The following is a 20,383-nucleotide window of genomic DNA, read 5'->3' as shown; positions in this document are numbered from 1 at the left end:
GACCGCTTTTCACCCAAGGAGCCCCGCATGTTCTCCCCCACGGGCCTGGCCCGAACCGGCTTTCGGCACCTCGCCGCCCGCCTTTCCGCGCTGGCGCTGGCCGCCGTGCCGGCCTTCTTCCTCGCCGCAAGCCCGGCCGCGGCCTTCACGGACGCGGAGAAGAAGGAACTCGGCGGTATCATCCGCGAGTATCTGATCCAGAACCCGGAAGTGCTCCAGGAAGCCATCTCCGTGCTGGAAAGCCGGCAGATGGTGGCCGATGCCTCCCAGCGCAGCAAGGCGGTCGCCGAGCTGAAGCCGCTGCTGCTGTCCAGCCCGCGCGGCATCGTCGCCGGCAACCCGCAGGGTGACGTCACGCTGGTCGAGTTCTTCGACTACAATTGCGGCTACTGCAAAAAGGCGCTGTCGGACCTTCAGGATCTCATCAAGCAGGATCCGAAGCTGCGCGTGGTGCTGAAGGAGTTCCCGGTGCTCGGCCAGGGCTCGGTTGAGGCCGCGCAGGTGGCCGTCGCCGTGCGCATGGTTGCCCCCGAGAAGTACATGGCCTTCCATCAGGCCCTGCTCAGCGGCCGTGGCCAGGCTGACCGCGCCAAGGCGCTGGCGGCGGCGAAGGAGGTCGGCATCGACCCCGCGCTGATCCAGAAGCAGGCTACCTCGCCCGAGCTGAACGCGACCCTTGACGAGAGCATGAAGATCGCCGAGGCGCTCTCGCTCAACGGCACGCCGTCCTATGTGGTCGGCGATCAGGTGGTGATCGGCGCCGTTGGTTTCGACAAGCTGAAGGCCGCCATCGCGGAAGCCCGCAGCAAGCAGGCCGGCAAGTAAGGGCCACCAGACCCGATCTCCCGCAGGCATGGCCCGCCTTTCACATGGCAGACCGTCCTGCGGGCGCTCTTTCCATCGGACGCGCGCACCCCTATAAGGCTGCGACCCGGCCGACAGGAGGCCGGCGGCAGATCACGCACGGATGACAGACACTGTCCACGTCCTGAACGGGCCCAACCTCAACCTGCTCGGAACCCGCGAGCCTGGCATCTACGGCGCGGCGACGCTTGCCGATGTCGAGGCATTGTGCCGGGCCGAGGGGGAGGCGCTGGGCTTCGATATCGTCTTCCGCCAGACCAATTCGGAAGGCGCGCTGGTGGATTTCATCCAGGCGGCCCGTGGAGCGCGGGGGATCGTCCTCAATGCCGCTGCCTACACCCACACCTCCGTCGCGCTGCGCGACGCGGTGTCCGCGGTGGGGGTGCCGACCATCGAGGTGCATCTGTCCAACGTGTTCGCGCGGGAAGACTTCCGCCACCACTCCTACCTGTCGCCCGTCGTCCGCGGAGTGATCTGCGGCTTCGGACCCCAGAGCTATGTGCTGGGCCTGCGCGCCGTCGCCGGCCTGCCGCAGACCCCTTAGATCCAGCAACGCCCTCGCGCGGCCTGATGGCCGGCCAGAGCCAGGAACATCATGAAGCCCTCCAACCCTCCCATCGACACCGCCATCGTCAAGGAGATCGCCGATCTCCTCTCGGGCAGCGACCTGACCGAGATCGAGGTGGAGCACGAGGGCCTGCGCATCCGCGTGGTGCGCGCGCCCGCCCCGGTCACCATCGCCCAGGCGCCCTACGCCGCTCCTTATCCGGCAGGCGCGCCCGTCGCGGCGGTTGCCCCGGCGGTTGCGGCCGAGGCCCCGGCGGACCTCTCCAAGCACCCCGGCGTCGTGGCCTCCCCCATGGTGGGCACCGCCTATCTCGCCGCCGAGCCGGGCGCTCCCCCCTTCATCGAGGTGGGTGCCAGCGTGCGCGAGGGGCAGACCGTGCTCATCGTCGAGGCGATGAAGACCATGAACGCCATTCCCGCGCCGCGGTCCGGTACCGTCACGCGCATCCTCGTGGGCAACGCGCAGCCGGTGGAATACGGCGAGCCCCTGCTCATCATCGAATGAGCGCGCCCGCACGAGGCAGGCACCCACGAGGCAGGCACCCACAAGGTACGCACCGCTGATGTTCAGAAAAATCCTCATCGCCAACCGCGGAGAGATCGCGCTGCGCATCCTGCGCGCCTGCAAGGAGCTGGGCATCGCGACGGTGGCGGTCCACTCCACCGCCGACGCCGACGCCATGCATGTGCGCCTCGCGGACGAGAGCGTGTGCATCGGCCCCCCGCCGGCCCGCGAGAGCTATCTCAACATCCCCTCGCTGCTCGCTGCCTGCGAGATCACCGGGGCGGATGCGGTGCATCCGGGCTACGGCTTCCTCGCCGAGAACGCCCGCTTCGCCGAGATCCTTGCCGATCACAACATTCATTTCATCGGTCCCAAGGCGGAGCACATCCGCATCATGGGCGACAAGATCGAGGCCAAGAAGACGGCGCAGGCCCTCGGCATCCCCGTGGTGCCCGGCTCCGATGGCGGCATCCATTCGGACGAGGAAGCCCACCGCGTCGCGGCCGAGATCGGCTTCCCGGTCCTGGTGAAGGCCGCTGCCGGCGGCGGCGGGCGCGGCATGAAGGTGGCGATGACCGCCGACGACCTGTCGCAGGCCCTCTCCACCGCCCGCACGGAGGCCAAGGCCGCCTTCGGCGACGATGCCGTCTATCTGGAGAAGTATCTCTCCACCCCGCGCCACATCGAGGTGCAGATCCTGGGCGACGGCAAAGGCCACGCCATCCATCTCGGTGAGCGTGACTGCTCGCTCCAGCGCCGCCACCAGAAGGTTTGGGAAGAAGCGCCGTCTCCGGTCATCACCGCGGCCCAGCGGGCCGAGATCGGCGAGACCTGCGCCGCGGCCATGCGCAAGCTCGGCTATATCGGCGTCGGCACCATCGAGTTCCTGTACGAGAACGGGAACTTCTACTTCATCGAGATGAACACCCGCATCCAGGTGGAGCATCCGGTGACGGAGATGGTCACCGGCATCGATCTCATCAACGAGCAGATCCGCGTGGCGGCGGGCGAGCCGCTGACCCTCACCCAGAAGGACGTGGTGATCGAGGGCCATGCCATCGAGTGCCGCGTGAATGCGGAGCACCCGACCACGTTCCGCCCGTCGCCCGGCAAGATCACGCACTATCACGTGCCCGGCGGCCTTGGCATCCGCGTCGATTCCAACGCCTATCAGGGCTACGTCATTCCCCCCACCTACGACAGCCTCGTGGGCAAGCTCATCGTTCACGGCAAGACGCGGGACGAGTGCCTGCGCCGCCTGCGCCGTGCGCTGGACGAGTTCGTGGTGGACGGCATCGACACCACCCTGCCGCTGTTCCGCACGCTGGTGCGCACCCGCGACGTCGCCGAGGGCCAGTACGACATCCACTGGCTCGAGCACTTCCTCGCCGAGGGTGAGGGCAAGAACGTCGGCTGAGGCAAGACGAACTGAGCCCCAACAGATGAAAAAGCCCGGCCAAGTGCCGGGCTTTTGCTTTTGGAAAGACGCTGCCCCCTCAGCCAAACTTGGCCGCCCGATTAAGCTGGGAAGCCGCCATCGCGAGTTCGCGGACCTTGGCGAAGTTGCCGGCGCGGATCGCATCGGTCGGCACCACCCAGGAGCCGCCTACCGCCACCACGTTGGGCAGGGCCAGATAGTCGCCCGCATTCGCAGGGCCGATGCCGCCGGTGGGGCAGAAGCGCAGATGGGGCAGAGGGCCGGCGATGGACTTCAGAAAGGCCGCGCCTCCCGAGGCCTCCGCCGGGAAGAACTTCAGCACCTCGAACCCCAATTCCGCCAGCCGCATGGCCTCGGAGGCCGTGGCGCAGCCGGCCATGACGGGGATCGGCGCCTCGGTGAAGGCGGCGGCAAGCTCCGGCGTGGTGCCGGGGCTGACGAGGAAGGTGGCGCCGGCCTCGATGGTCGCCTCGATCTGCGCGCGGTTGGTGACGGTGCCGGCGCCGGCGATGGCACCCTCCACCTCGGCCGCGATCAGCCGCAGGGCTTCCATCGCAACCGGCGTGCGCAGGGTGACCTCGATCAGCGGCAGGCCGCCTTCCACCAGCGCGCGGGCGAGGGGCACGGCATCCTCAAGGCGCTCGATGACCACCACTGGCACCACCGGGGCCTTGGCGACGAAGGGAAGTGGGCTCGGAAGGCTCATGAGGTATCTCCGTTAAATCGTTTGAAGCGCAGTCCTGCCGCCGTGTCGAGCCCAATCGCTCCGGTCAACCCACGTCGAAGGTCACGCCCTGGGCCAGCGGCAGGCTGGAGCCGTAATTGATGGTGTTGGTGGCGCGGCGCATGTAGGCCTTCCAGCTGTCGGAGCCCGCCTCGCGCCCGCCGCCGGTCTCCTTCTCGCCGCCGAAGGCGCCGCCGATCTCTGCGCCGGACGGGCCGATATTCACATTGGCGATGCCGCAATCCGAACCCGCCGCCGAGAGGAACCGCTCCGCCTCCCGCAAATCGGTGGTGAAGATGGCGGAGGCGAGGCCCTGCGGAACTTCGTTGTTGAGGCGGATGGCGTCGGCGAGGTCCGAATAGCGCAGCACGTAGAGGATGGGCGCGAAGGTCTCCGCCGCCACACTGTCCGTCTGCGCCGGCATCTCCACCAGTGCGGGGCGGACATAATAGGCATCAAGGGCGAACTCGGCTCCGAGCCGCTCGCCGCCGGTTACGATGCCGCCGGCCGCGCGCGCGGCCTCCAGCGCCACCTGCATGGCCTCGAACGCGCCGGCATCGATGAGCGGACCCACCAGTGTGCCCTCTGCTCGCGGATCGCCGACGCTCACGGAGGCGTAGGCCGACTTCAGGCGGGGCAGGAGCGCGTCGTAGACGCTCTCATGCACCATCAGCCGGCGCAGGGAGGTGCAGCGCTGGCCGGCCGTGCCCATGGCCGCGAAGGCGATGGCGCGCAGGGTCAGATCGAGGTCGGCAGAGGGGCAGACAATGGCGGCATTGTTGCCGCCCAGCTCCAGGATCGTCCGCCCGAAGCGCTGCGCCACGCGCGGCCCCACATGGCGGCCCATGGCGGTGGATCCGGTGGCGGAGACGACCGGCACCCGCGCATCGTCCACCAGAGCCTCGCCGGCGGCGCGGCCACCCAGCACCAGCGTGGAGAGGCCCTCCGGGACACCACCGAAGCGGGCGGCGGCGCGGGCGAAGATGGCGTCCACGGCAAGGGCGGTCAGCGGCGTCTTCTCCGACGGCTTCCAAACGACGGAATTGCCGCACACGAGGGCAAGCGCGGCATTCCACGCCCACACAGCGACGGGAAAATTGAAGGCGGAGATGACACCCACGACGCCCATGGGATGCCAGGTCTCCATCATCCGGTGGTCCGGTCGCTCGGTGGCGATGGTGAGGCCGTGAAGCTGGCGGGAGAGGCCGGTGGCGAAATCGCAGATGTCGATCATCTCCTGCACCTCGCCGAGGCCCTCGGAGGTGATCTTGCCGGCCTCCAGCGTCACCAGCGTCGCAAGGTCGGACTTGGCGGCGCGCAGTTCCTCGCCGAACAGGCGCACGAGCTCGCCGCGCCGCGGCGCCGGCACCATGCGCCATTGGAGGAAGGCGGCATGGGCGCGGCCGATGGCTTCCTGAACACCGGGGGCGTCCATCTCCGTGATGCGGGCGATGGTTTCCCCGGTCAGCGGCGTCACCGCCGCGCGCCCGCCTCTGAGGCGGTCGGCCGGGATGCCGAGGCGCGCCAGCAAGGCGTCTGCATCCGCTCCAATTTCGCCGGTGCCGGGAAAGCGCGCCATGGTCGTCTCCTCGTTCTGATTTGGCCTGTTCTAGCCGTCCTCTCGGCCGGCGGGAACCATCGGGCGCGGCCGAGGGTTTTCGGCAAGGGGGCGAGGCGCGTCGAGACGCGCCCTTCAACTTGCGCGGAGGAACGAAAATGCCCCACGCCACCAACCCCGACACCATCGGCACTGATCCCGGCCCGGCGACCAACGCCCCGTCCGGCCTCTCCGATACCGAACGCGACCGCATCCGCTGGCGCGCCCACGCGCTGTGGCGGGAGGACGGCTGCCCGCAGGGTCGCGACCGGGAATACTGGGAGCGGGCGGAGCTGGAAATCCTGAAAGGCCGGCGCTCTTACTGACGGAGGCTCCAAATGCCTGCAAAATCAAAGGCCCAGCAAATGGCGGCGGGCGCCGCCCTTTCAGCCAAAAGGGGCGAGCGCAAGAAATCCTCGCTCAAGGGCGCCTCCCGCGAGATGGTGGACTCCATGAGCGAGAAGGAGCTTCATGACCTTGCTGCGACCAAGCAGAAGGGCAAGCCTTCCCATGTCTCCAATGACTGAGCGGTGAGCCGGTCATGGCGCCGCGTGCCTTCTGGAAGGGCTATCTGAAGCTCTCCCTCGTGACGTGCCGGGTGGCCATGACGCCGGCCACCTCGGAGCGGGAGAAAGTGCGCTTCCACACCCTGAACCGGGCGACGGGCAATCGCATCGTCTCCCGCTATGTGGACGAAGTCTCCGGCAAGCCGGTTTCCGAGGAGGACGAGGCTCGCGGCTACCAGACCGGCGACGACAGCTATGTCCTTGTGGAGGATGAAGAACTCGACGACGTCGCGCTGGAGACGACCCGCACGATCGACATCGAGAGCTTCGTGGCGCGGGACAGCATCGGCTGGGTCTATCTGGACAAGCCGCACTATCTCGTGCCCGACGACGAGGTGGGCGCGGAAGCCTTCGCGGTGATCCGCTCCGCCATGGAGGAGACGAAGACGGCGGCGCTCTCGCGCCTTGTCATGTATCGCCGCGAGCGAGGCGTGATGCTGGAGCCGCGCGGGCGCGGGCTCATTCTGTGGACCCTGCGCTACGGCGACGAGGTGCGCCATTTCGATGGTGCGCCGGAGGCGGAGGAAGCGCCGGACAAGGCGACGCTCACCCTCGTGAAGAAGCTGATTTCCGAGCGAACCCAGGCGTTTGAGCCCGATATGGTGCACGACCCAGTGCAGGACGGGCTCATCGATCTCATCGCCTCCAAGCGCAAGAAGCGCCCGAAGAAGGCAACCAAGGCCGCCGCAGAGGAGCCGACGGGGGGCAATGTGGTGAGCATCATGGATGCCCTGCGCCGCAGCCTCTCCACCGAGAAAGGCAAGCGCAAATAGGGCGCGGCCCGCTTCACGCGCCCGGCAGCGGCACCGCGGCCGCCTGGAAGTCTCCCCACGGGTCGTGGCCGAGATTCATCAGCCTTGCCAAGGAATTGCCGACATTGAAATGCTGCGGGCCGATAGCCTCGCCCAGCTCATCCCAGGCCAACGGCATGGACACCGGCGCCCCCGGCCACGCCCTTGTGGAATAAGGCGCGACCGCCGTCGCCCCGCGCTGGTTGCGCAGGTAGTCCACCAGGATCCGGCCCTTGCGCTTGGATTTGGTGATGGTGGCGACGAAGCGGTCCGGGCTGTCGGCTGCCATCTCTTCCGCCATCGCCTTGGTGAAGGCCTTCAGCTGAGCCCAGTCGGCCTTGGGGGTGAGGGGCGCGCAGATGTGCAGGCCCTTGCCGCCCGATGTCTTGAGGAAGGCGGAAAGTCCTTTCTTCTCAATTCGTTCGCGCACCTCCTCGGCGGCGGAAATCACGTCCCGCCAGGGCATGTCGTCGCCCGGATCGAGGTCCATGGTGAGGAGGTCGGGCCGATCCCAGTCCGCGAGCGTGGCGCCGAAGGGGTGGATCTCCAAGGCCGCGCCCTGGACCAGGGCTGTGAGCCCGTCGAGGTCGCGGATGGCGAGGTAGGGAGCTTCGTCCTTCGCCTTGGGATCGGGGACCTGGAGGATGTTCTTGTCTAGTCCCTTCCACGGGTGCTTCTGGAAAAAGCGTTGACCGTCAATGCCTTCCGGGCAGCGCACCAGCGCCAGAGGGCGGCCTGTGACGAAGGGGGCCATGAAGCGCCAGACCTGCGCGTAGTAATCCGCCAGCCCCTCCTTGGTGAGGCCGACATCCGGCCAGTAGACCCGGTCCGGATGGGTGAGGCGCACCCGGCGCTTCGGAGCGGGTGGGTCATAAGCCTTTGGTTCAGAATGACTTTCTCGCACGATCTCGGTCGCCGGCTTGTCCTCCCTGAGGCCGCGGAAGGCGGCGTGGCGCAGGTGGCCGTCGCCGGTCCAGGCGCCGAATTCCACCTCCGCCACATGCAGCGGCTCGACGAAGGTGACGCCCCGCGCTTCCTCCGCCGTGAGCTTGCCGGAGAAGGGGGAAATATCAGTCTTTTCAGGGGCTAAGAGCTTGTGGAGATCGGCCGCGACGCGCTGGGTGAAGCCGGTTCCGACCCGCCCCACATAGCGCAGCTTGCCGTCCTCGAACACTCCCAGCACCAGCGAGCCGATGGCGGTGCGCGAGGTGGTGGAGGGGACGAAGCCGCCCACCACAAACTCCTGTCGTTCCAGGCACTTGGACTTGATCCAGTCGCGCGTTCGGCCGCTGTGGTAGGGGGCGGATTTCAGCTTCGATACCACCCCTTCCAAGCTCAGGCGGCAGGCGTGGCGCAGGACGAGGGCGCCGTCGTCCTCGAAATGCGCGCTGTAGCGCACCTTGTCCCCGTCCTGTCCCACGAGTTTTTCCAGCAAGTCCTTGCGATCCTTGAGGGGAAGGGGTGTCAGATCGTGGCCGTCGAGGTGAAGAAGATCGAAGACATAATAGACGAAGCGGTCGCTACGCCCCTCCGAAAGGTCGGCCTGAAGGGCAGAGAAATCCGTGGCGCCATTGCCGGATTCCACGACGATTTCACCGTCGAAAAGCGCGGTTCGGATGGGGAATCGGTTGAGTTCGGCAGGGATGCCGGTGCCGAACCTGTCCGTCCAGTCGAGTCCGGTGCGGGTGAGGAGGCGCACCTTGGCGTTTTCCACCCGCGCCTGGATGCGGTAGCCGTCGAACTTGATCTCATGGAGGTAGCGCGTGCCGGCCGGCGCCTTCGTCGCCAGAGTGGCGAGGGCAGGGGGTACGAAGGCGGGGAGGGGGGCGGTCTTCGCTCCCTTGGGCGGGGTGAGCGGGGTGCCGGTGGTCCCCGTCGTGTCATGGGGCGGGGGATCGTCAGCGGGCGGGGTGGGGGACTTCTGCGCGGCCTTCTTCGCGCGTGTCGCCCCAGCCTTGGCAGCGCGCTTTTTCGGCGGCGGATCATCGGCCGAAAGGGCGTCCACGTCCCGGCCGGAGACGACCGACAGCGGCTCCTCCTCAAGGATATCCGGCGCGCCCTCGGGGCGGGCGAATGCGTCCTCGGCCTTGATGAGCAGCCAGTTGTCGTTCTTCTCCCTGCCGCGCGAGGCCATGCGCACCAGATGCCAGCGGCCGTGGAGCTTTTCGCCGTCGAGGGTGAATTCCATGTGGCCCTTGGCATAGGCCTTGTGCGGATCGCCGATGGGGGTCCAGGTGCCGCGATCCCAGATGATCACGCTGCCGCCGCCATACTGGCCCTTGGGGATTGTGCCCTCGAAGCCGCCGTAGTCGAGCGGGTGGTCCTCCACATGCACGGCGAGGCGCTTCTCGCCGGGCACAAGGCTGGGGCCGCGGGTGACGGCCCAGCTCTTCAGCACCCCGTCCATCTCCAGCCGGAAATCATAGTGCAGGCGCCGAGCCGCATGTTTCTGGATGACGAACGACCCTTCCGGCCGCGCCGCCTCGCTCTTCCCCTTGCGCCGGGCCGCTCCTGAGGGCTCTGGGGTGGCGGCGAAGTCGCGCTTGGCGCGGTAGCGTTGCAGGTCGGCCATGGATCAGCTGGCCTTGCGCGTGGATTTGCGGGCGGTGGCGGGCTTCGCGGCCGGCTTTTTGGCGGGCGCCTTGGCGGCGGCCTTGCCGGCTTTGGCGGACGCCTTTTTGCCCGCGCGGTCCCCGCCGGAGGCCTTCGCGCTGGCGCGCAGGGCGGCGAGCAGGTCCACCACCTTCTCTTCCTTGCGCGGTGCCGCCTTGGGCAAAGGCTTGCCCTCCATCTTGGCGCGCACCAGCTCGGCGAGAGCGGTCTCGTAGCGGTCCTGATAGGCTTCGGGATCGAATGTGCCCGCCTTGGTCTTGATGATGTGGGTGGCCAGCTCCCGCATCTCGCCGGTGATCTTCACGTCCGGCACCTCGGCGAAGGCTTCTTCCGCCGAGCGCACCTCGTAATCGAAGGAGAGGGTGGAGGCGAGGAGCGCGCCGCTCTCTCCCGAGGGGCGGATGAGCAGCTTGCGCACGCGGCGGAACAGCAGGGCCTCGCCCAGCGCCGCCACCTTCTGCGCCGCCATTCCGCGCTTCAGCAGGTCGAAGACTTCGGCGGCGGCCTCGTCCACGGGGGCAAGGAAATAGGGGCGGTCGAGATACACCGTGTCGATGCCGTCGCACGGCAGGAAGGCGTCGATGGAAATGGTCTTGTCGTTGTCGGGCAGCACGGCGGCCGCCTCTTCGGGCTCGATGGTGATGTATTCGCCCTTGGAGACCTCGTAGCCGCGCACCTGATCTTCGTTCTCGACAGGCTTGCCGGTCTCCTCGTCCACATATTGCCGGCGCAGCCGATGGCCGCTCTTGCGGCTCAGCATGTGCAGGCTGATGCGCTCGGAGGTGGACGCGGCCGCGTAAAGGCCGACGGCGCAGCTCAGCGCGCCGACCGTGAGAAATCCCTTCCAGCTCGCCCGTGGCGCCATCTCGCCCCTCGTTGCAGCCGTTCTCTCAACGCCGCTCACAGCACACCCGCGCGGATGTGCGGGCAAGGGAAATCGGTTCCTTTCGCCGTCATGCCCCGGCTTGTCCGGGGCATCCACTTCGCCGCCAAAACGGTGCTTCAGAAGGCGGGGCAGACCCGGCCGAACCGTGGATCCCCCGGACAAGCCGGGGGATGACGGAGGTGAGAGAGAGCCTCACCCGTGCAGCCGCCGGGCATAGAAGAGCGCCAGCAGCCGGGCCTCGGCCTCGGAGCCCGCACGGATGGGGGCGGAGGCGTCGTCCAGCACGCGCCATGTCCAGCGACGGTCGTGGCAATCGAGGCGGGCGATGGGCATGCCGTCGCACACCAGCATTTCGGTTCCCGGCGCCTGCGTGCGCCACTCCAGGATCGGCTCGGAGCCCGGCGGCGCCTGGAAGAAGTTGCCGGCCTGATGGAGAAAATGGCGGATGCTTCCGCTGCTTGCTGCATCGTGTTGCATCGGTGGTCTCCTTTGCAGAACCAAGTTGTCGCGCGGCCCTTTGGTTCCGTGGCGTTGCGGCGCCGTGCCGCGCATGCTCTAGAAGATGTTTCCGGAAGGAGAGGCGGGATGGTCGCGTTCTACGATGCGGGCGAGGTCGAGGCGGCGCTGACCTATGAGCGTCTGGTGCCGGCGCTGCAGGCGGCCTTCGCCGCGGCGCAGGTGGAATCGCCGGTGCGCGGCGTCCACCATGTGGGCAATGAGGAGACCCCCGGCCGCCTTCTCACCATGCCCGCCTGGCGGCCCGGCCAGGTATTCGGCGTCAAGCTGGTGAACGTGTTCCCCACCAACGGCGCGCGCGGGCTCGGCGCGGTGCATGGCGTCTATGCCCTGTTCGATGGCTCCACCGGCATTCCCACCGCCATCATCGAGGCCGATGCGCTCACCAACCGGCGCACGGCGGCGACCTCGGCGCTGGCCTCCACCTTCCTCTCGCGCATGGACAGCGAGACGCTCACCTTGGTGGGCACCGGCAATCTCGCATTCCAGCTGGCGCAGGGCCATTGCGCCGTGCGGCCCATCCGCCGCGTGCTGGTGTGGGGCCGATCATCCGAGCGCGCCGCCGCCATGGCGGCCAACCTCGCGGCGCTGGGCCTTCCGGCGGAGCCGGTGAGCGATCTCTCCGCCGCCGTTGCCGCCGCCGATATCGTCACCAGCGCCACCACCTCCAACGATCCGCTGGTGCTGGGGCAGGATGTGAAGCCCGGCACCCATGTGGATCTCGTGGGTGCCTTCACCCCCACCATGCGCGAGAGCGACGACGCCCTCATCCGCGCCAGCGATGTCTATGTGGACACCTATGCCGGCGCCCTCGGCGAGGCCGGCGACCTGCTGCTGCCGGTGGCGGCGGGGGTGTGGTCTACCGATCAGGTGAAGGCGGACCTCTACGAGCTGTGCGCCGGCACGAAGGAGGGGCGCACGGACCCCAAGGCGATCACGCTGTTCAAGTCCGTGGGCGCGTCCATCGAGGATCTGGTGGCGGCGGAGCTGGTGGCGGGGAAGTAGTCCCGCCACCCCGCGACATGCGCCGGGCCGGAGATCAGCCGGCCGCCGAGAGCGCGGCGTCGAGCGCCTGTGAGACGCGCTCGTCGTCGGGTGCCACGTTCGGCGCGAAGCGGGCGACGACGCGGCCGTCGCGGCCCACCACGAACTTCTCGAAGTTCCAGATCACGTCGGACGTGGCGGGGGCGGAGCGGCCGCGGCTGGACAGGAGCGCGCGCATGGCCTCCGCGCCCTCGGCCTCGGGCCGGGCCGCCACCAGCGCGTCATAGAGCGGATGGCGGGTGGCGCCCGTCACCGAGATCTTTTCGAACATGGGGAAGGTGACGCCGTAGGTCAGGCTGCAGAAGCTGGCGATCTCGCTTTCGGTGCCGGGCTCCTGACCTGCGAAATCATTGGCGGGAAAGCCGAGGATTTCGAGCCCCTGGTCTTTGCGCGCCTCATACAGCTTTTCCAGCGCCGCATATTGCGGGGTGAGCCCGCATTTGGAGGCGACGTTGACCACGAGGAGGACCTTGCCGCTGAATTCACCGAGCGTCGCCGGCGTGCCGTCGATGCGCTTCAGGGGGATGTCGAACAGCGTCTGGGACATGAGAGCCTGCCGGGATGCGTTGCGTCGGCACGCAGGCTAGCACGCCCTCCGTTACCTGCGCAGATCACGCGGCGTCAGGTGGTCAGGCGTCGCGCTCCAGAGCCGCAAGGCGCATGTAGAGGGTGGAGCGGGCGATGCCGAGGCGGCGGGCGGCACGGGTGAGGTTGCCGCCGCAGGCCTCCACCGCGGCGCGGATGGCGGCTTCCTCCACGGTGCGCAGATCGGTGGCGGCGGGCGCGGCCACGGCCGCTGTGGCGATTTCTGGCGGCAGGTCGCCCACATCGATGGGCGCGTCGGCGCTGCCCATGGCGATCAGCATCTCCACCACGTTGCGCAGCTCGCGCACATTGCCGGGCCAGGAATAGGCCGCCAGCGCCGCACGGGCGGCTTCCGTGAAGCGCGGGGCGGGAAGGCCGGCGCGGGCGGCGGCGCTGCGGCCGATATGATCGAGTAGCAGCAGCACGTCCTCGCCCCGCTCGCGCAGGGGCGGAATGCGCAGGCGCAGCGCGGCGATACGATAGAACAGGTCCTTGCGGAAGCGCCCCGCCGCCACCTCGCCGGTAAGGTCGCGATTGGTCATGGAGACGAGGCGCAGATCCACCCGCCGCCCGGTGTGGCCGCCGACGCGATAGACCACGCCGTCTTCGAGCACGCGCAGCAGGTAGGATTGCAGCTCCAGCGGCATCTCGCCGATCTCGTCGAGGCAGAGCAGGCCACCGTCCGCCGCCTCCACCTTGCCCTGCTTGCCCGAGGTGTCGGCGCCGGTGAAGGCGCCCTTCTCGTAGCCGAACAGCTCGCTGGCGATGAGATCGCGCGGGAGGCCGCCGCAATTGAGCGGCACGAAGGGGCCGGCGGGGGCGCGCGCACCGTGGATGGCGCGGGCGAACACCTCCTTGCCCACGCCGGTCTCGCCTTCCAGCAGAATGGGCAGACCGCTCTCCGCCATGCGGCGGGCCTTGGCCTTCACCTCCTGCATGATCGCGCTCTCGCCGATGATGGCGTCGAAGGCGAGGGGCTCCAGCTCTCGACCGGGATCGCGGGGAGCGGATTTGGGCCTGCGGGCGGCGTGGAGCACCACCACGCCGCCGATCTCCTCGCCATCCTCCCGCACGATCTCCACGCTGGCGCCGGGCAGCAGCTGGGCGATGCGCGCGGCCCAGGCGTCCGGCGTCACGTCCTTCAAGGCGGTAAGGCGGCCGTCGGTGATGAGGCGGTCGGAGCGCCGGGCGGCCTCCTTCAGCGCGCGGTCGGTGGAATAGATGAGCGCGCCGGAGCGGCCGAAGGCGAGGATCTCCTCGGTGAGCCAGAGCGAGCGCTTGGAGAGGAAATGGCGCAGCACCTGCTCGTGCTCCATCTCCATCCGCCTGCCCAGCACCGCCTCGATCTGGTGGGCGAGGGCCACCGCATGGGCGAGGTTCTGCGGGTTGAAGGTGTCGGTGGAGCCGGAAATGTCCACCGCGCCGATGATCTCCCGGTCGAGGGGATGGCGCACGGGGGCCGCTGCGCAGGTCCAGCGCTGGACAGGGGCGCAGAAATGCTCGGCGGCGTGGATCTGCACAGGCCGCCCGCAGGCGAGCGCGGTGCCGATGGCGTTGGTGCCGATCTCGGCCTCGCACCACAGGCCGCCCTGCTGGAGCTTCACCTCCTGCCCGGTGTCGAGGGCGCGGGCATCCCCCTCCGCCTCCAGGATCGTGCCGTCCGGGTCGGAGAGGATGAGCATGGAGTGTGCGTCGGAGAGGAGGTGGCGCGCCTCCTCCATGGCCGGGCGGGCGGCGGTGACGAGGCGGTTGTTCTGGTGGCGGCGGCGGAACAGCTCCGCCTCACTGACCAGAGGAGCAGCCGCGCGGTCGGCGGCGATGAGATGGAGGCGGGAGCGCTGCCAGGACGCCATCACCGCCGGGCGGATGACGGCGGAGGCGGCGCCGTCCTGGTGAAACGCCTCCCAGGCGCGCGCAATCTCGCGATGTGGCACCAGCTCTGCCCTCCGGGCCGGGCGGCGCGGCGTTCCCGTTTGCGCCGCCTGAGCCATTGGCCGGCGCGCCGCCCCGGCCGGTGGCCGAAGTGCCCGCAGGCGGGTTCACTCCCTGATATGCCGCATTCTGACCGCCGGCATCGAGGCCGGCGGCGGCGGCTTTGGCCGGAGAATACGCGCACTTTCATGCCTCTCGCAAGTCCGGCTGGTCGCCAAGCGGCAGTCGTCGTCTGAAACGATCGGGCGGCGGACAACAAGTGTCCGGAAATCGGACAGTCGAAGACTTCCATATTACATGATGCGTTGCACAAATATCAGGAGAATCCTCGAATTTATACAGTCTAGCCGCATTGGCACGCATCCTGCCCCTGATGCTGCGAGCCGGCACCCAAAAGCCAACGCCGGCAAGACAGGGAGGAAACGAGCGTGAACGTTCCCGTGGGAAACCTGCGCAGCGTCCAGGTGCTCGGCATCGATGCCGGCGGCACCATGACGGACACCTTCTTCGTGGACCAGGACGGCGACTTCGTCGTCGGCAAGGCCCAGTCCACGCCGCAGAACGAGGCCCTCGGCCTCATCGCTTCCTCTGAAGACGGGCTCGCCAACTGGGGCATGTCGCTCCACGAGGCCCTCGCCCAGCTCCAGACGGGCGTCTATTCCGGCACCGCGATGCTCAATCGCGTGGTCCAGCGCAAGGGGCTGAAGTGCGGCCTCATCGTCAATCGCGGCATGGAGGATTTCCACCGCATGGGCCGCGCGGTGCAGAGCCACCTCGGCTATGCCTATGAGGACCGCATCCACCTCAACACCCACCGCTACGACCCGCCGCTCGTGCCCCGCCAGCTCACCCGCGGCGTCATCGAGCGCACGGACATGATGGGCACGCAGGTGATCCCGCTGCGCGAGGAGAGCGCCCGCGAGGCGGCCCGCGACCTCATCGCCGCCGACGTGGAAGGCATCGTCATCTCGCTGATGCACTCCTACAAGAACCCGGTGAACGAGCGCCGCGTGCGCGATATCGTGACCGAGGAAGTGGAGAAGAGCGGCAAGAAGATCCCGGTCTTCGCCTCGGCCGATTACTATCCGGTGCGCAAGGAAACCCACCGCACCAACACCACCATCCTCGAAGGCTATGCCGCCGAGCCCTCGCGCCAGACGCTCTCCAAGATCTCCAACGCCTTCAAGGAGCGCGGCACCAAGTTCGACTTCCGCGTGATGGCGACCCATGGCGGCACCATCTCCTGGAAGGCGAAGGAGCTGGCCCGCACCATCGTCTCCGGCCCCATCGGCGGCGTGATCGGCGCCAAGTATCTCGGCGAGGTGCTGGGCTACAAGAACATCGCCTGCTCTGATATCGGCGGCACCTCGTTCGACGTGGCGCTCATCACCCAGGGCGAGATGACCATCAAGAACGACCCGGACATGGCCCGGCTCGTGCTTTCGCTGCCGCTGGTGGCGATGGATTCGGTGGGAGCCGGCGCCGGCTCCTTCATCCGGCTCGATCCCTACACCCGCGCCATCAAGCTCGGCCCGGATTCGGCCGGCTACCGGGTGGGCGTGTGCTGGAAGGAGAGCGGCATCGAGACCGTCACCATCTCCGACTGCCACATGGTGCTCGGCTATCTCAACCCCGACAACTTCCTCGGCGGCGCAGTGAAGCTCGACCGGCAGCGCTCGGTGGATGCCATCAAGGTGCAGATCGCCGACAAGCTCGGCCTCTCCGTGGAAGATGCGGCGGCCGGCATCATCGAGCTTCTGGACTCCGATCTGCGCGATTACCTGCGCTCCATGATCTCGGGCAAGGGCTATTCGCCCCAGAGCTTCGTCTGCTTCTCCTATGGCGGCGCGGGGCCGGTCCACACCTACGGCTATACGGAAGGCCTCGGCTTCGAGGACGTGATCGTGCCCGCCTGGGCCGCCGGCTTCTCCGCCTTCGGCTGCGCGGCGGCGGACTTCGAGTATCGCTACGACAAGTCCCTCGACATCAACATGCCGCCGGACGCCCCCGAGGCGGACAAGGTGAAGGCGGTCGAGACGCTTCAGGCGGCGTGGGAAGAACTCACCCACAACGTGCTGGAGGAGTTCAAGCTGAACGGCTATTCGGCCGACCAGGTGACGCTCCAGCCCGGCTACCGCATGCAGTATCGCGGGCAGCTCAACGATCTGGAGATCGAGAGCCCCATGGCCTCCGCCGCCACCGCGGGGGACTGGGACCAGCTCACCGACGCCTTCAACGCCACCTATGGCCGCGTCTATGCGGCTTCCGCCCGCTCGCCGGAGCTGGGCTATTCGGTCACCGGCGCCATCATGCGCGGCATGGTGCCGATCCCCAAGCCCCGCATCCCGAAGGAGCCGGAAGAGGGCGAGACCCCGCCGGAGGAAGCAAAGATCGGCACCCGCAAGTTTTATCGCAAGAAGAAGTGGGTGGATGCGCAGCTCTACAAGATGGAAGCGCTGCGCCCCGGCAACCGCGTCATGGGCCCCGCCATCATCGAATCCGACGCCACCACCTTCGTGGTGCCCGACGGCTTCGAGACCTGGCTCGACGGGCATCGGCTCTTCCACCTGAAGGAGGTGTGAGGGCAGGGCTCCGTCATGCCCCCTCTCCCGCACGGGGAGAGGGGAGCAAACCCAAACAATCTCAAGAGGAAACGAACCCATGAACGTCAACGTCAAGCAGACCAGCCTTCAGGGCGCCACCCGCGGCATCGTCCGTGGCGGCGAGACGCTCAAAGAGCATCGCGACCGGCTGATGACCGCCACCAAGGCCACCGGGCACTATGCCGGCCTGAAGAAGCTGGAGCTCCGCGAGAGCGAGCCCATCCTTTACAACAAGCTGTTCTCCCGCCTGCGCGCCGGCGTGGTGGATGCCCGCGAGACCGCCAAGAAGATCGCTGCCTCTCCCATCGTGGAGCAGGAGGGCGAATTGTGCTTCACCCTCTACAATGCGGCGGGCGACAGCCTTCTCACCTCCACCGGCATCATCATCCATGTGGGAACCATGGGTGCGGCCATCAAATACATGATCGAGAACAATTGGGAGGCCAATCCCGGCGTCCACGACAAGGACATCTTCTGCAACAACGACAGTCTGATCGGTAACGTCCACCCCTGCGACATCCACACCATCGTCCCCATCTTCTGGGAGGGCGAGCTGATCGGCTGGGTGGGCGGCGTCACCCACGTCATCGACACCGGCGCGGTGGGGCCGGGCTCCATGGCCACGGGGCAGGTGCAGCGCTTCGGCGACGGCTATTCCATCACCTGCCGCAAGGTGGGCGCCAATGACGAGCTGTTCCGCGACTGGCTGCACGAGAGCCAGCGCATGGTGCGCACCACCCGCTACTGGATGCTGGACGAGCGCACCCGCATCGCCGGCTGCCACATGATCCGCAAGCTGGTGGAAGAGGTGGTCTCGGAAGAAGGCATCGAGGCCTACTGGAAGTTCGCCTATGAGGCGGTGGAGCATGGCCGTCTCGGCCTTCAGGCCCGCATCAAGGCCATGACCATCCCCGGCACCTACCGGCAGGTGGGCTTCGTGGACGTGCCCTACGCCCATGAGGACGTGCGGGTGCCCTCCGACTTCGCCAAGCTCGACACCATCATGCACGCCCCCTGCGAGATGACCATCCGCAAGGACGGCACCTGGCGGCTGGATTTCGAGGGGTCGAGCCGGTGGGGCTGGCACACCTACAATGCCCATCAGGTGAGCTTCACCTCCGGCATCTGGGTGATGATGACCCAGACGCTCATCCCCTCGGAGATGATCAACGACGGCGCGGCCTACGGCACCGAGTTCCGCCTGCCCAAGGGCACCTGGATGAACCCGGACGACCGCCGCGTCGCCTTCTCCTATTCCTGGCACTTCCTGGTGTCCGCCTGGACGGCCTTGTGGCGCGGCCTGTCGCGCTCCTATTTCGGCCGCGGCTACCTGGAGGAGGTGAATGCGGGCAACGCCAACACCTCCAACTGGCTCCAGGGCGGCGGCTTCAACCAGTATGACGAGATCCACGCCGTGAACTCGTTCGAGTGCGCCGCCAACGGCACCGGCGCGACCGCGGTGCAGGACGGCCTCTCCCACGCCGCCGCCATCTGGAACCCGGAAGGCGACATGGGCGATATGGAGATCTGGGAACTCGCCGAGCCGCTGATCTATCTCGGCCGGCAGATCAAGGCCTCCTCGGGCGGCTCCGGCAAGTATCGCGGCGGCTGCGGCTTCGAGAGCCTGCGCATGGTCTGGAACGCCAAGGACTGGACCATGTTCTTCATGGGCAATGGTCACATCTCGTCCGATTGGGGCCTGATGGGCGGCTATCCCGCCGCCTCCGGCTATCGCTTCGCCGCCCACAAGACCGGGCTGAAGGAGCTGATCGCCTCCGGCGCCGACATCCCGCTCGGCGGCGACACGGACCCGGAGAACCCCACCTGGGACGCGATGCTGCCCAAGGCGCAGATCAAGCGCGACAAGCAGGCCATCACCACCGAGGAGATGTTCTCCGACTACGACCTCTACCTCAACTACATGCGCGGCGGCCCCGGCTTCGGTGATCCGCTCGACCGCGAGCCGCAGGCCGTGGCCGACGACATCAACGGCGGCTACGTGCTGGAGCGCTTCGCCGGCGATGTCTACGGCGTGGTGGTGAGGAAGGGGGCGGACGGTCTCGTGGTGGTGGACGAGGCGGCCACCAAGGCGGCCCGCGCGCAGATCCGCAAGGATCGCATCGCAAAGTCCGTCCCCACCCGGGAATGGATGAAGGGCGAGCGCGAGAAGATCCTCGCCAAGGATGCGGGCACGCAGGTGCAGCAGATGTTCGCCGCCTCCTTCAAGCTGGGCCCGAGGTTCGAGCAGCAGTTCCGCAGCTTCTGGGACCTGCCGGAGAGCTGGGTGCTCAACGAGGAAGACATCGGCGTGCCCACCTACGGCTCGCGCTACTCCATGGACATCTCCGAGCTGCCGGACGTGACCACCGTGCAGTTCGTGGAGGAGTGATCCCTCCACTGGGCGGCGGTCCGCGCCGCCGCCCGCCTTTTCTTCGCAAATCAAGATGTTCAGGAGGAAACCATGTCCTATACCCGCGCCAAGATCGTCGATCTCGTGGAAGGCAAGATCGATCCCGATACCCTGCACCAGATGCTCTCCACCCCGAAGGACCCTGAGCGGTTCGTGACCTATGTGGAGATCCTGCAGGAGCGCGTGCCGTGGGATGACAAGATCATCCTGCCGCTGGGCCCGAAGCTCTACATCGTGCAGCAGAAGGTCTCGAAGAAGTGGACCGTGCGCTGCGAGTGCGGCCACGATTTCTGCGACTGGAAGGACAATTGGAAGCTTCACGCCCGCGTCCATGTCCGCGACACGCCGCAGAAGATGGAAGAGATCTATCCCCGCCTCATGGCCCCGACGCCGTCGTGGCAGGTGATCCGGGAGTATTTCTGCCCCGAATGCGGCACGCTCCATGACGTGGAGGCGCCGACCCCCTGGTACCCGGTGATCCACGACTTCGAGCCCGACATCGACGCCTTCTACACCGAATGGCTCGGCCTGCCGGTGCCGGAACGCGCCGCGGCGTGAGGAGTGGGTCGTGGCTCTGGCGCGGACTTCGCCGTTCGCGCGCCCTCTCCCCTCGCGGGAGAGGGCTGGGGTGAGGGGGCTGGCACCGCACAAAGCGCCGCGGGGGCGTGGTGAGCGGAAGAATACCCCTCACCCCCAACCCCTCTCCCGCAGGGGGAGAGGGGAGTAAGGCCGTTCAAGCAGA

18 protein-coding genes are annotated in these 20,383 nt (G+C 67.7%); 11 read left to right on the top strand and 7 right to left on the bottom strand.

All coding sequences use genetic code 11. From position 1 onward, the window contains the following. The first annotated feature begins 27 nt into the window (after nt 1-27). From FHT36_RS04250 to accC, 4 genes are all read left to right on the top strand, one after another. On the top strand, nt 28-825 hold the full coding sequence (locus tag FHT36_RS04250; protein ID WP_169121228.1) for a DsbA family protein: 798 nt from the start codon (nt 28-30) through the stop codon (nt 823-825). A gap of 142 nt (nt 826-967) precedes the next feature. Beyond that, complete coding sequence (gene aroQ, locus FHT36_RS04245; RefSeq protein ID WP_169121227.1) at nt 968-1,408, top strand: type II 3-dehydroquinate dehydratase; 441 nt, start codon at nt 968-970, stop codon at nt 1,406-1,408. A 51-nt stretch (nt 1,409-1,459) separates the two neighbouring features. After that, a complete protein-coding gene (gene accB / locus FHT36_RS04240; RefSeq protein WP_210257552.1) occupies nt 1,460-1,936 on the top strand; it encodes an acetyl-CoA carboxylase biotin carboxyl carrier protein in 477 nt (158 codons plus the stop codon). Nucleotides 1,937-1,994: 58 nt separating this feature from the next. Continuing rightward, entirely contained in the window at nt 1,995-3,353 is a 1,359-nt protein-coding gene (gene accC, locus FHT36_RS04235) for an acetyl-CoA carboxylase biotin carboxylase subunit (RefSeq protein ID WP_169121226.1), read from the top strand. Between the two features lie 79 nt (nt 3,354-3,432). Here the strand turns inward: accC and eda are convergent, their stop codons facing one another. Beyond that, entirely contained in the window at nt 3,433-4,080 is a 648-nt protein-coding gene (gene eda / locus FHT36_RS04230; RefSeq protein ID WP_169121225.1) for a bifunctional 4-hydroxy-2-oxoglutarate aldolase/2-dehydro-3-deoxy-phosphogluconate aldolase, read from the bottom strand. A gap of 64 nt (nt 4,081-4,144) precedes the next feature. Then, entirely contained in the window at nt 4,145-5,677 is a 1,533-nt protein-coding gene (locus tag FHT36_RS04225) for an aldehyde dehydrogenase family protein (RefSeq protein WP_169121224.1), read from the bottom strand. A 137-nt stretch (nt 5,678-5,814) separates the two neighbouring features. On the opposite strand from FHT36_RS04225, the gene FHT36_RS04220 reads away from it, so the two are divergent. The 3 genes from FHT36_RS04220 to FHT36_RS04210 are packed head-to-tail and all read left to right on the top strand — an operon-like array spanning nt 5,815 to nt 7,034. Beyond that, the gene (locus FHT36_RS04220) at nt 5,815-6,021 is read left to right on the top strand and encodes a DUF2934 domain-containing protein (protein ID WP_169121223.1); all 207 of its coding nucleotides are present in this window, start codon (nt 5,815-5,817) and stop codon (nt 6,019-6,021) included. Nucleotides 6,022-6,033: 12 nt separating this feature from the next. Beyond that, entirely contained in the window at nt 6,034-6,222 is a 189-nt protein-coding gene (locus tag FHT36_RS04215) for a DUF3008 family protein (protein ID WP_169121222.1), read from the top strand. Nucleotides 6,223-6,236: 14 nt separating this feature from the next. Then, nucleotides 6,237-7,034 (top strand): Ku protein, encoded by a 798-nt coding sequence (locus FHT36_RS04210; RefSeq protein WP_169121221.1) that lies wholly within the window; start codon nt 6,237-6,239, stop codon nt 7,032-7,034. A gap of 13 nt (nt 7,035-7,047) precedes the next feature. On the opposite strand, the gene ligD is transcribed toward FHT36_RS04210, so the two are convergent. The 3 genes from ligD to FHT36_RS04195 all read right to left on the bottom strand — a co-directional run bounded on the left by ligD (nt 7,048) and on the right by FHT36_RS04195 (nt 11,028). After that, complete coding sequence (ligD, locus tag FHT36_RS04205) at nt 7,048-9,624, bottom strand: DNA ligase D (protein WP_169121220.1); 2,577 nt, start codon at nt 9,622-9,624, stop codon at nt 7,048-7,050. Between the two features lie 3 nt (nt 9,625-9,627). Beyond that, on the bottom strand, nt 9,628-10,530 hold the full coding sequence (locus FHT36_RS04200; RefSeq protein WP_169121219.1) for a Ku protein: 903 nt from the start codon (nt 10,528-10,530) through the stop codon (nt 9,628-9,630). A 213-nt stretch (nt 10,531-10,743) separates the two neighbouring features. Beyond that, complete coding sequence (locus FHT36_RS04195; protein ID WP_169121218.1) at nt 10,744-11,028, bottom strand: hypothetical protein; 285 nt, start codon at nt 11,026-11,028, stop codon at nt 10,744-10,746. Nucleotides 11,029-11,136: 108 nt separating this feature from the next. Between FHT36_RS04195 and FHT36_RS04190 the strand changes: the two genes are divergently transcribed. Next, complete coding sequence (locus FHT36_RS04190) at nt 11,137-12,072, top strand: ornithine cyclodeaminase family protein (protein WP_169121217.1); 936 nt, start codon at nt 11,137-11,139, stop codon at nt 12,070-12,072. A 34-nt stretch (nt 12,073-12,106) separates the two neighbouring features. Here the strand turns inward: FHT36_RS04190 and FHT36_RS04185 are convergent, their stop codons facing one another. Both FHT36_RS04185 and FHT36_RS04180 read right to left on the bottom strand, forming a co-directional pair. Further along, entirely contained in the window at nt 12,107-12,658 is a 552-nt protein-coding gene (locus FHT36_RS04185) for a glutathione peroxidase (RefSeq protein ID WP_169121216.1), read from the bottom strand. Nucleotides 12,659-12,740: 82 nt separating this feature from the next. Further along, entirely contained in the window at nt 12,741-14,630 is a 1,890-nt protein-coding gene (locus FHT36_RS04180) for a sigma-54-dependent Fis family transcriptional regulator (RefSeq protein WP_169121215.1), read from the bottom strand. A gap of 426 nt (nt 14,631-15,056) precedes the next feature. Between FHT36_RS04180 and FHT36_RS04175 the strand changes: the two genes are divergently transcribed. From FHT36_RS04175 to FHT36_RS04165, 3 genes are all read left to right on the top strand, one after another. Continuing rightward, nucleotides 15,057-17,210: a hydantoinase/oxoprolinase family protein gene (locus tag FHT36_RS04175; protein ID WP_169121214.1), complete on the top strand. Its 2,154-nt coding sequence runs from the start codon at nt 15,057-15,059 to the stop codon at nt 17,208-17,210. A 79-nt stretch (nt 17,211-17,289) separates the two neighbouring features. After that, nucleotides 17,290-19,620, top strand: coding sequence for a hydantoinase B/oxoprolinase family protein (locus FHT36_RS04170; RefSeq protein ID WP_169121213.1), 2,331 nt, complete (start codon nt 17,290-17,292; stop codon nt 19,618-19,620). A 72-nt stretch (nt 19,621-19,692) separates the two neighbouring features. Next, on the top strand, nt 19,693-20,199 hold the full coding sequence (locus FHT36_RS04165; protein ID WP_169121212.1) for an acetone carboxylase subunit gamma: 507 nt from the start codon (nt 19,693-19,695) through the stop codon (nt 20,197-20,199). Nucleotides 20,200-20,383 lie beyond the last annotated feature (184 nt).

The organism is Xanthobacter sp. SG618 (genome assembly GCF_012932745.1).
Lineage (GTDB): Bacteria > Pseudomonadota > Alphaproteobacteria > Rhizobiales > Xanthobacteraceae > Xanthobacter > Xanthobacter flavus.
This window is presented reverse-complemented; position numbering and strand designations above follow the sequence as displayed.

What these genes read in the sequence shown, in the direction of transcription:
- eda (WP_169121225.1), bottom strand. Translation starts at nt 4,080, where the DNA reads ATGAGCCTTCCGAGCCCACTTCCCTTCGTCGCCAAGGCCCCGGTGGTG.
- FHT36_RS04215 (WP_169121222.1), top strand. Translation starts at nt 6,034, where the DNA reads ATGCCTGCAAAATCAAAGGCCCAGCAAATGGCGGCGGGCGCCGCCCTT.
- FHT36_RS04200 (WP_169121219.1), bottom strand. Translation starts at nt 10,530, where the DNA reads ATGGCGCCACGGGCGAGCTGGAAGGGATTTCTCACGGTCGGCGCGCTG.
- ligD (WP_169121220.1), bottom strand. Translation starts at nt 9,624, where the DNA reads ATGGCCGACCTGCAACGCTACCGCGCCAAGCGCGACTTCGCCGCCACC.
- FHT36_RS04250 (WP_169121228.1), top strand. Translation starts at nt 28, where the DNA reads ATGTTCTCCCCCACGGGCCTGGCCCGAACCGGCTTTCGGCACCTCGCC.
- FHT36_RS04210 (WP_169121221.1), top strand. Translation starts at nt 6,237, where the DNA reads ATGGCGCCGCGTGCCTTCTGGAAGGGCTATCTGAAGCTCTCCCTCGTG.
- accB (WP_210257552.1), top strand. Translation starts at nt 1,460, where the DNA reads ATGAAGCCCTCCAACCCTCCCATCGACACCGCCATCGTCAAGGAGATC.
- accC (WP_169121226.1), top strand. Translation starts at nt 1,995, where the DNA reads ATGTTCAGAAAAATCCTCATCGCCAACCGCGGAGAGATCGCGCTGCGC.
- FHT36_RS04165 (WP_169121212.1), top strand. Translation starts at nt 19,693, where the DNA reads ATGTCCTATACCCGCGCCAAGATCGTCGATCTCGTGGAAGGCAAGATC.
- FHT36_RS04185 (WP_169121216.1), bottom strand. Translation starts at nt 12,658, where the DNA reads ATGTCCCAGACGCTGTTCGACATCCCCCTGAAGCGCATCGACGGCACG.
- aroQ (WP_169121227.1), top strand. Translation starts at nt 968, where the DNA reads ATGACAGACACTGTCCACGTCCTGAACGGGCCCAACCTCAACCTGCTC.
- FHT36_RS04195 (WP_169121218.1), bottom strand. Translation starts at nt 11,028, where the DNA reads ATGCAACACGATGCAGCAAGCAGCGGAAGCATCCGCCATTTTCTCCAT.
- FHT36_RS04220 (WP_169121223.1), top strand. Translation starts at nt 5,815, where the DNA reads ATGCCCCACGCCACCAACCCCGACACCATCGGCACTGATCCCGGCCCG.
- FHT36_RS04170 (WP_169121213.1), top strand. Translation starts at nt 17,290, where the DNA reads ATGAACGTCAACGTCAAGCAGACCAGCCTTCAGGGCGCCACCCGCGGC.
- FHT36_RS04225 (WP_169121224.1), bottom strand. Translation starts at nt 5,677, where the DNA reads ATGGCGCGCTTTCCCGGCACCGGCGAAATTGGAGCGGATGCAGACGCC.
- FHT36_RS04190 (WP_169121217.1), top strand. Translation starts at nt 11,137, where the DNA reads ATGGTCGCGTTCTACGATGCGGGCGAGGTCGAGGCGGCGCTGACCTAT.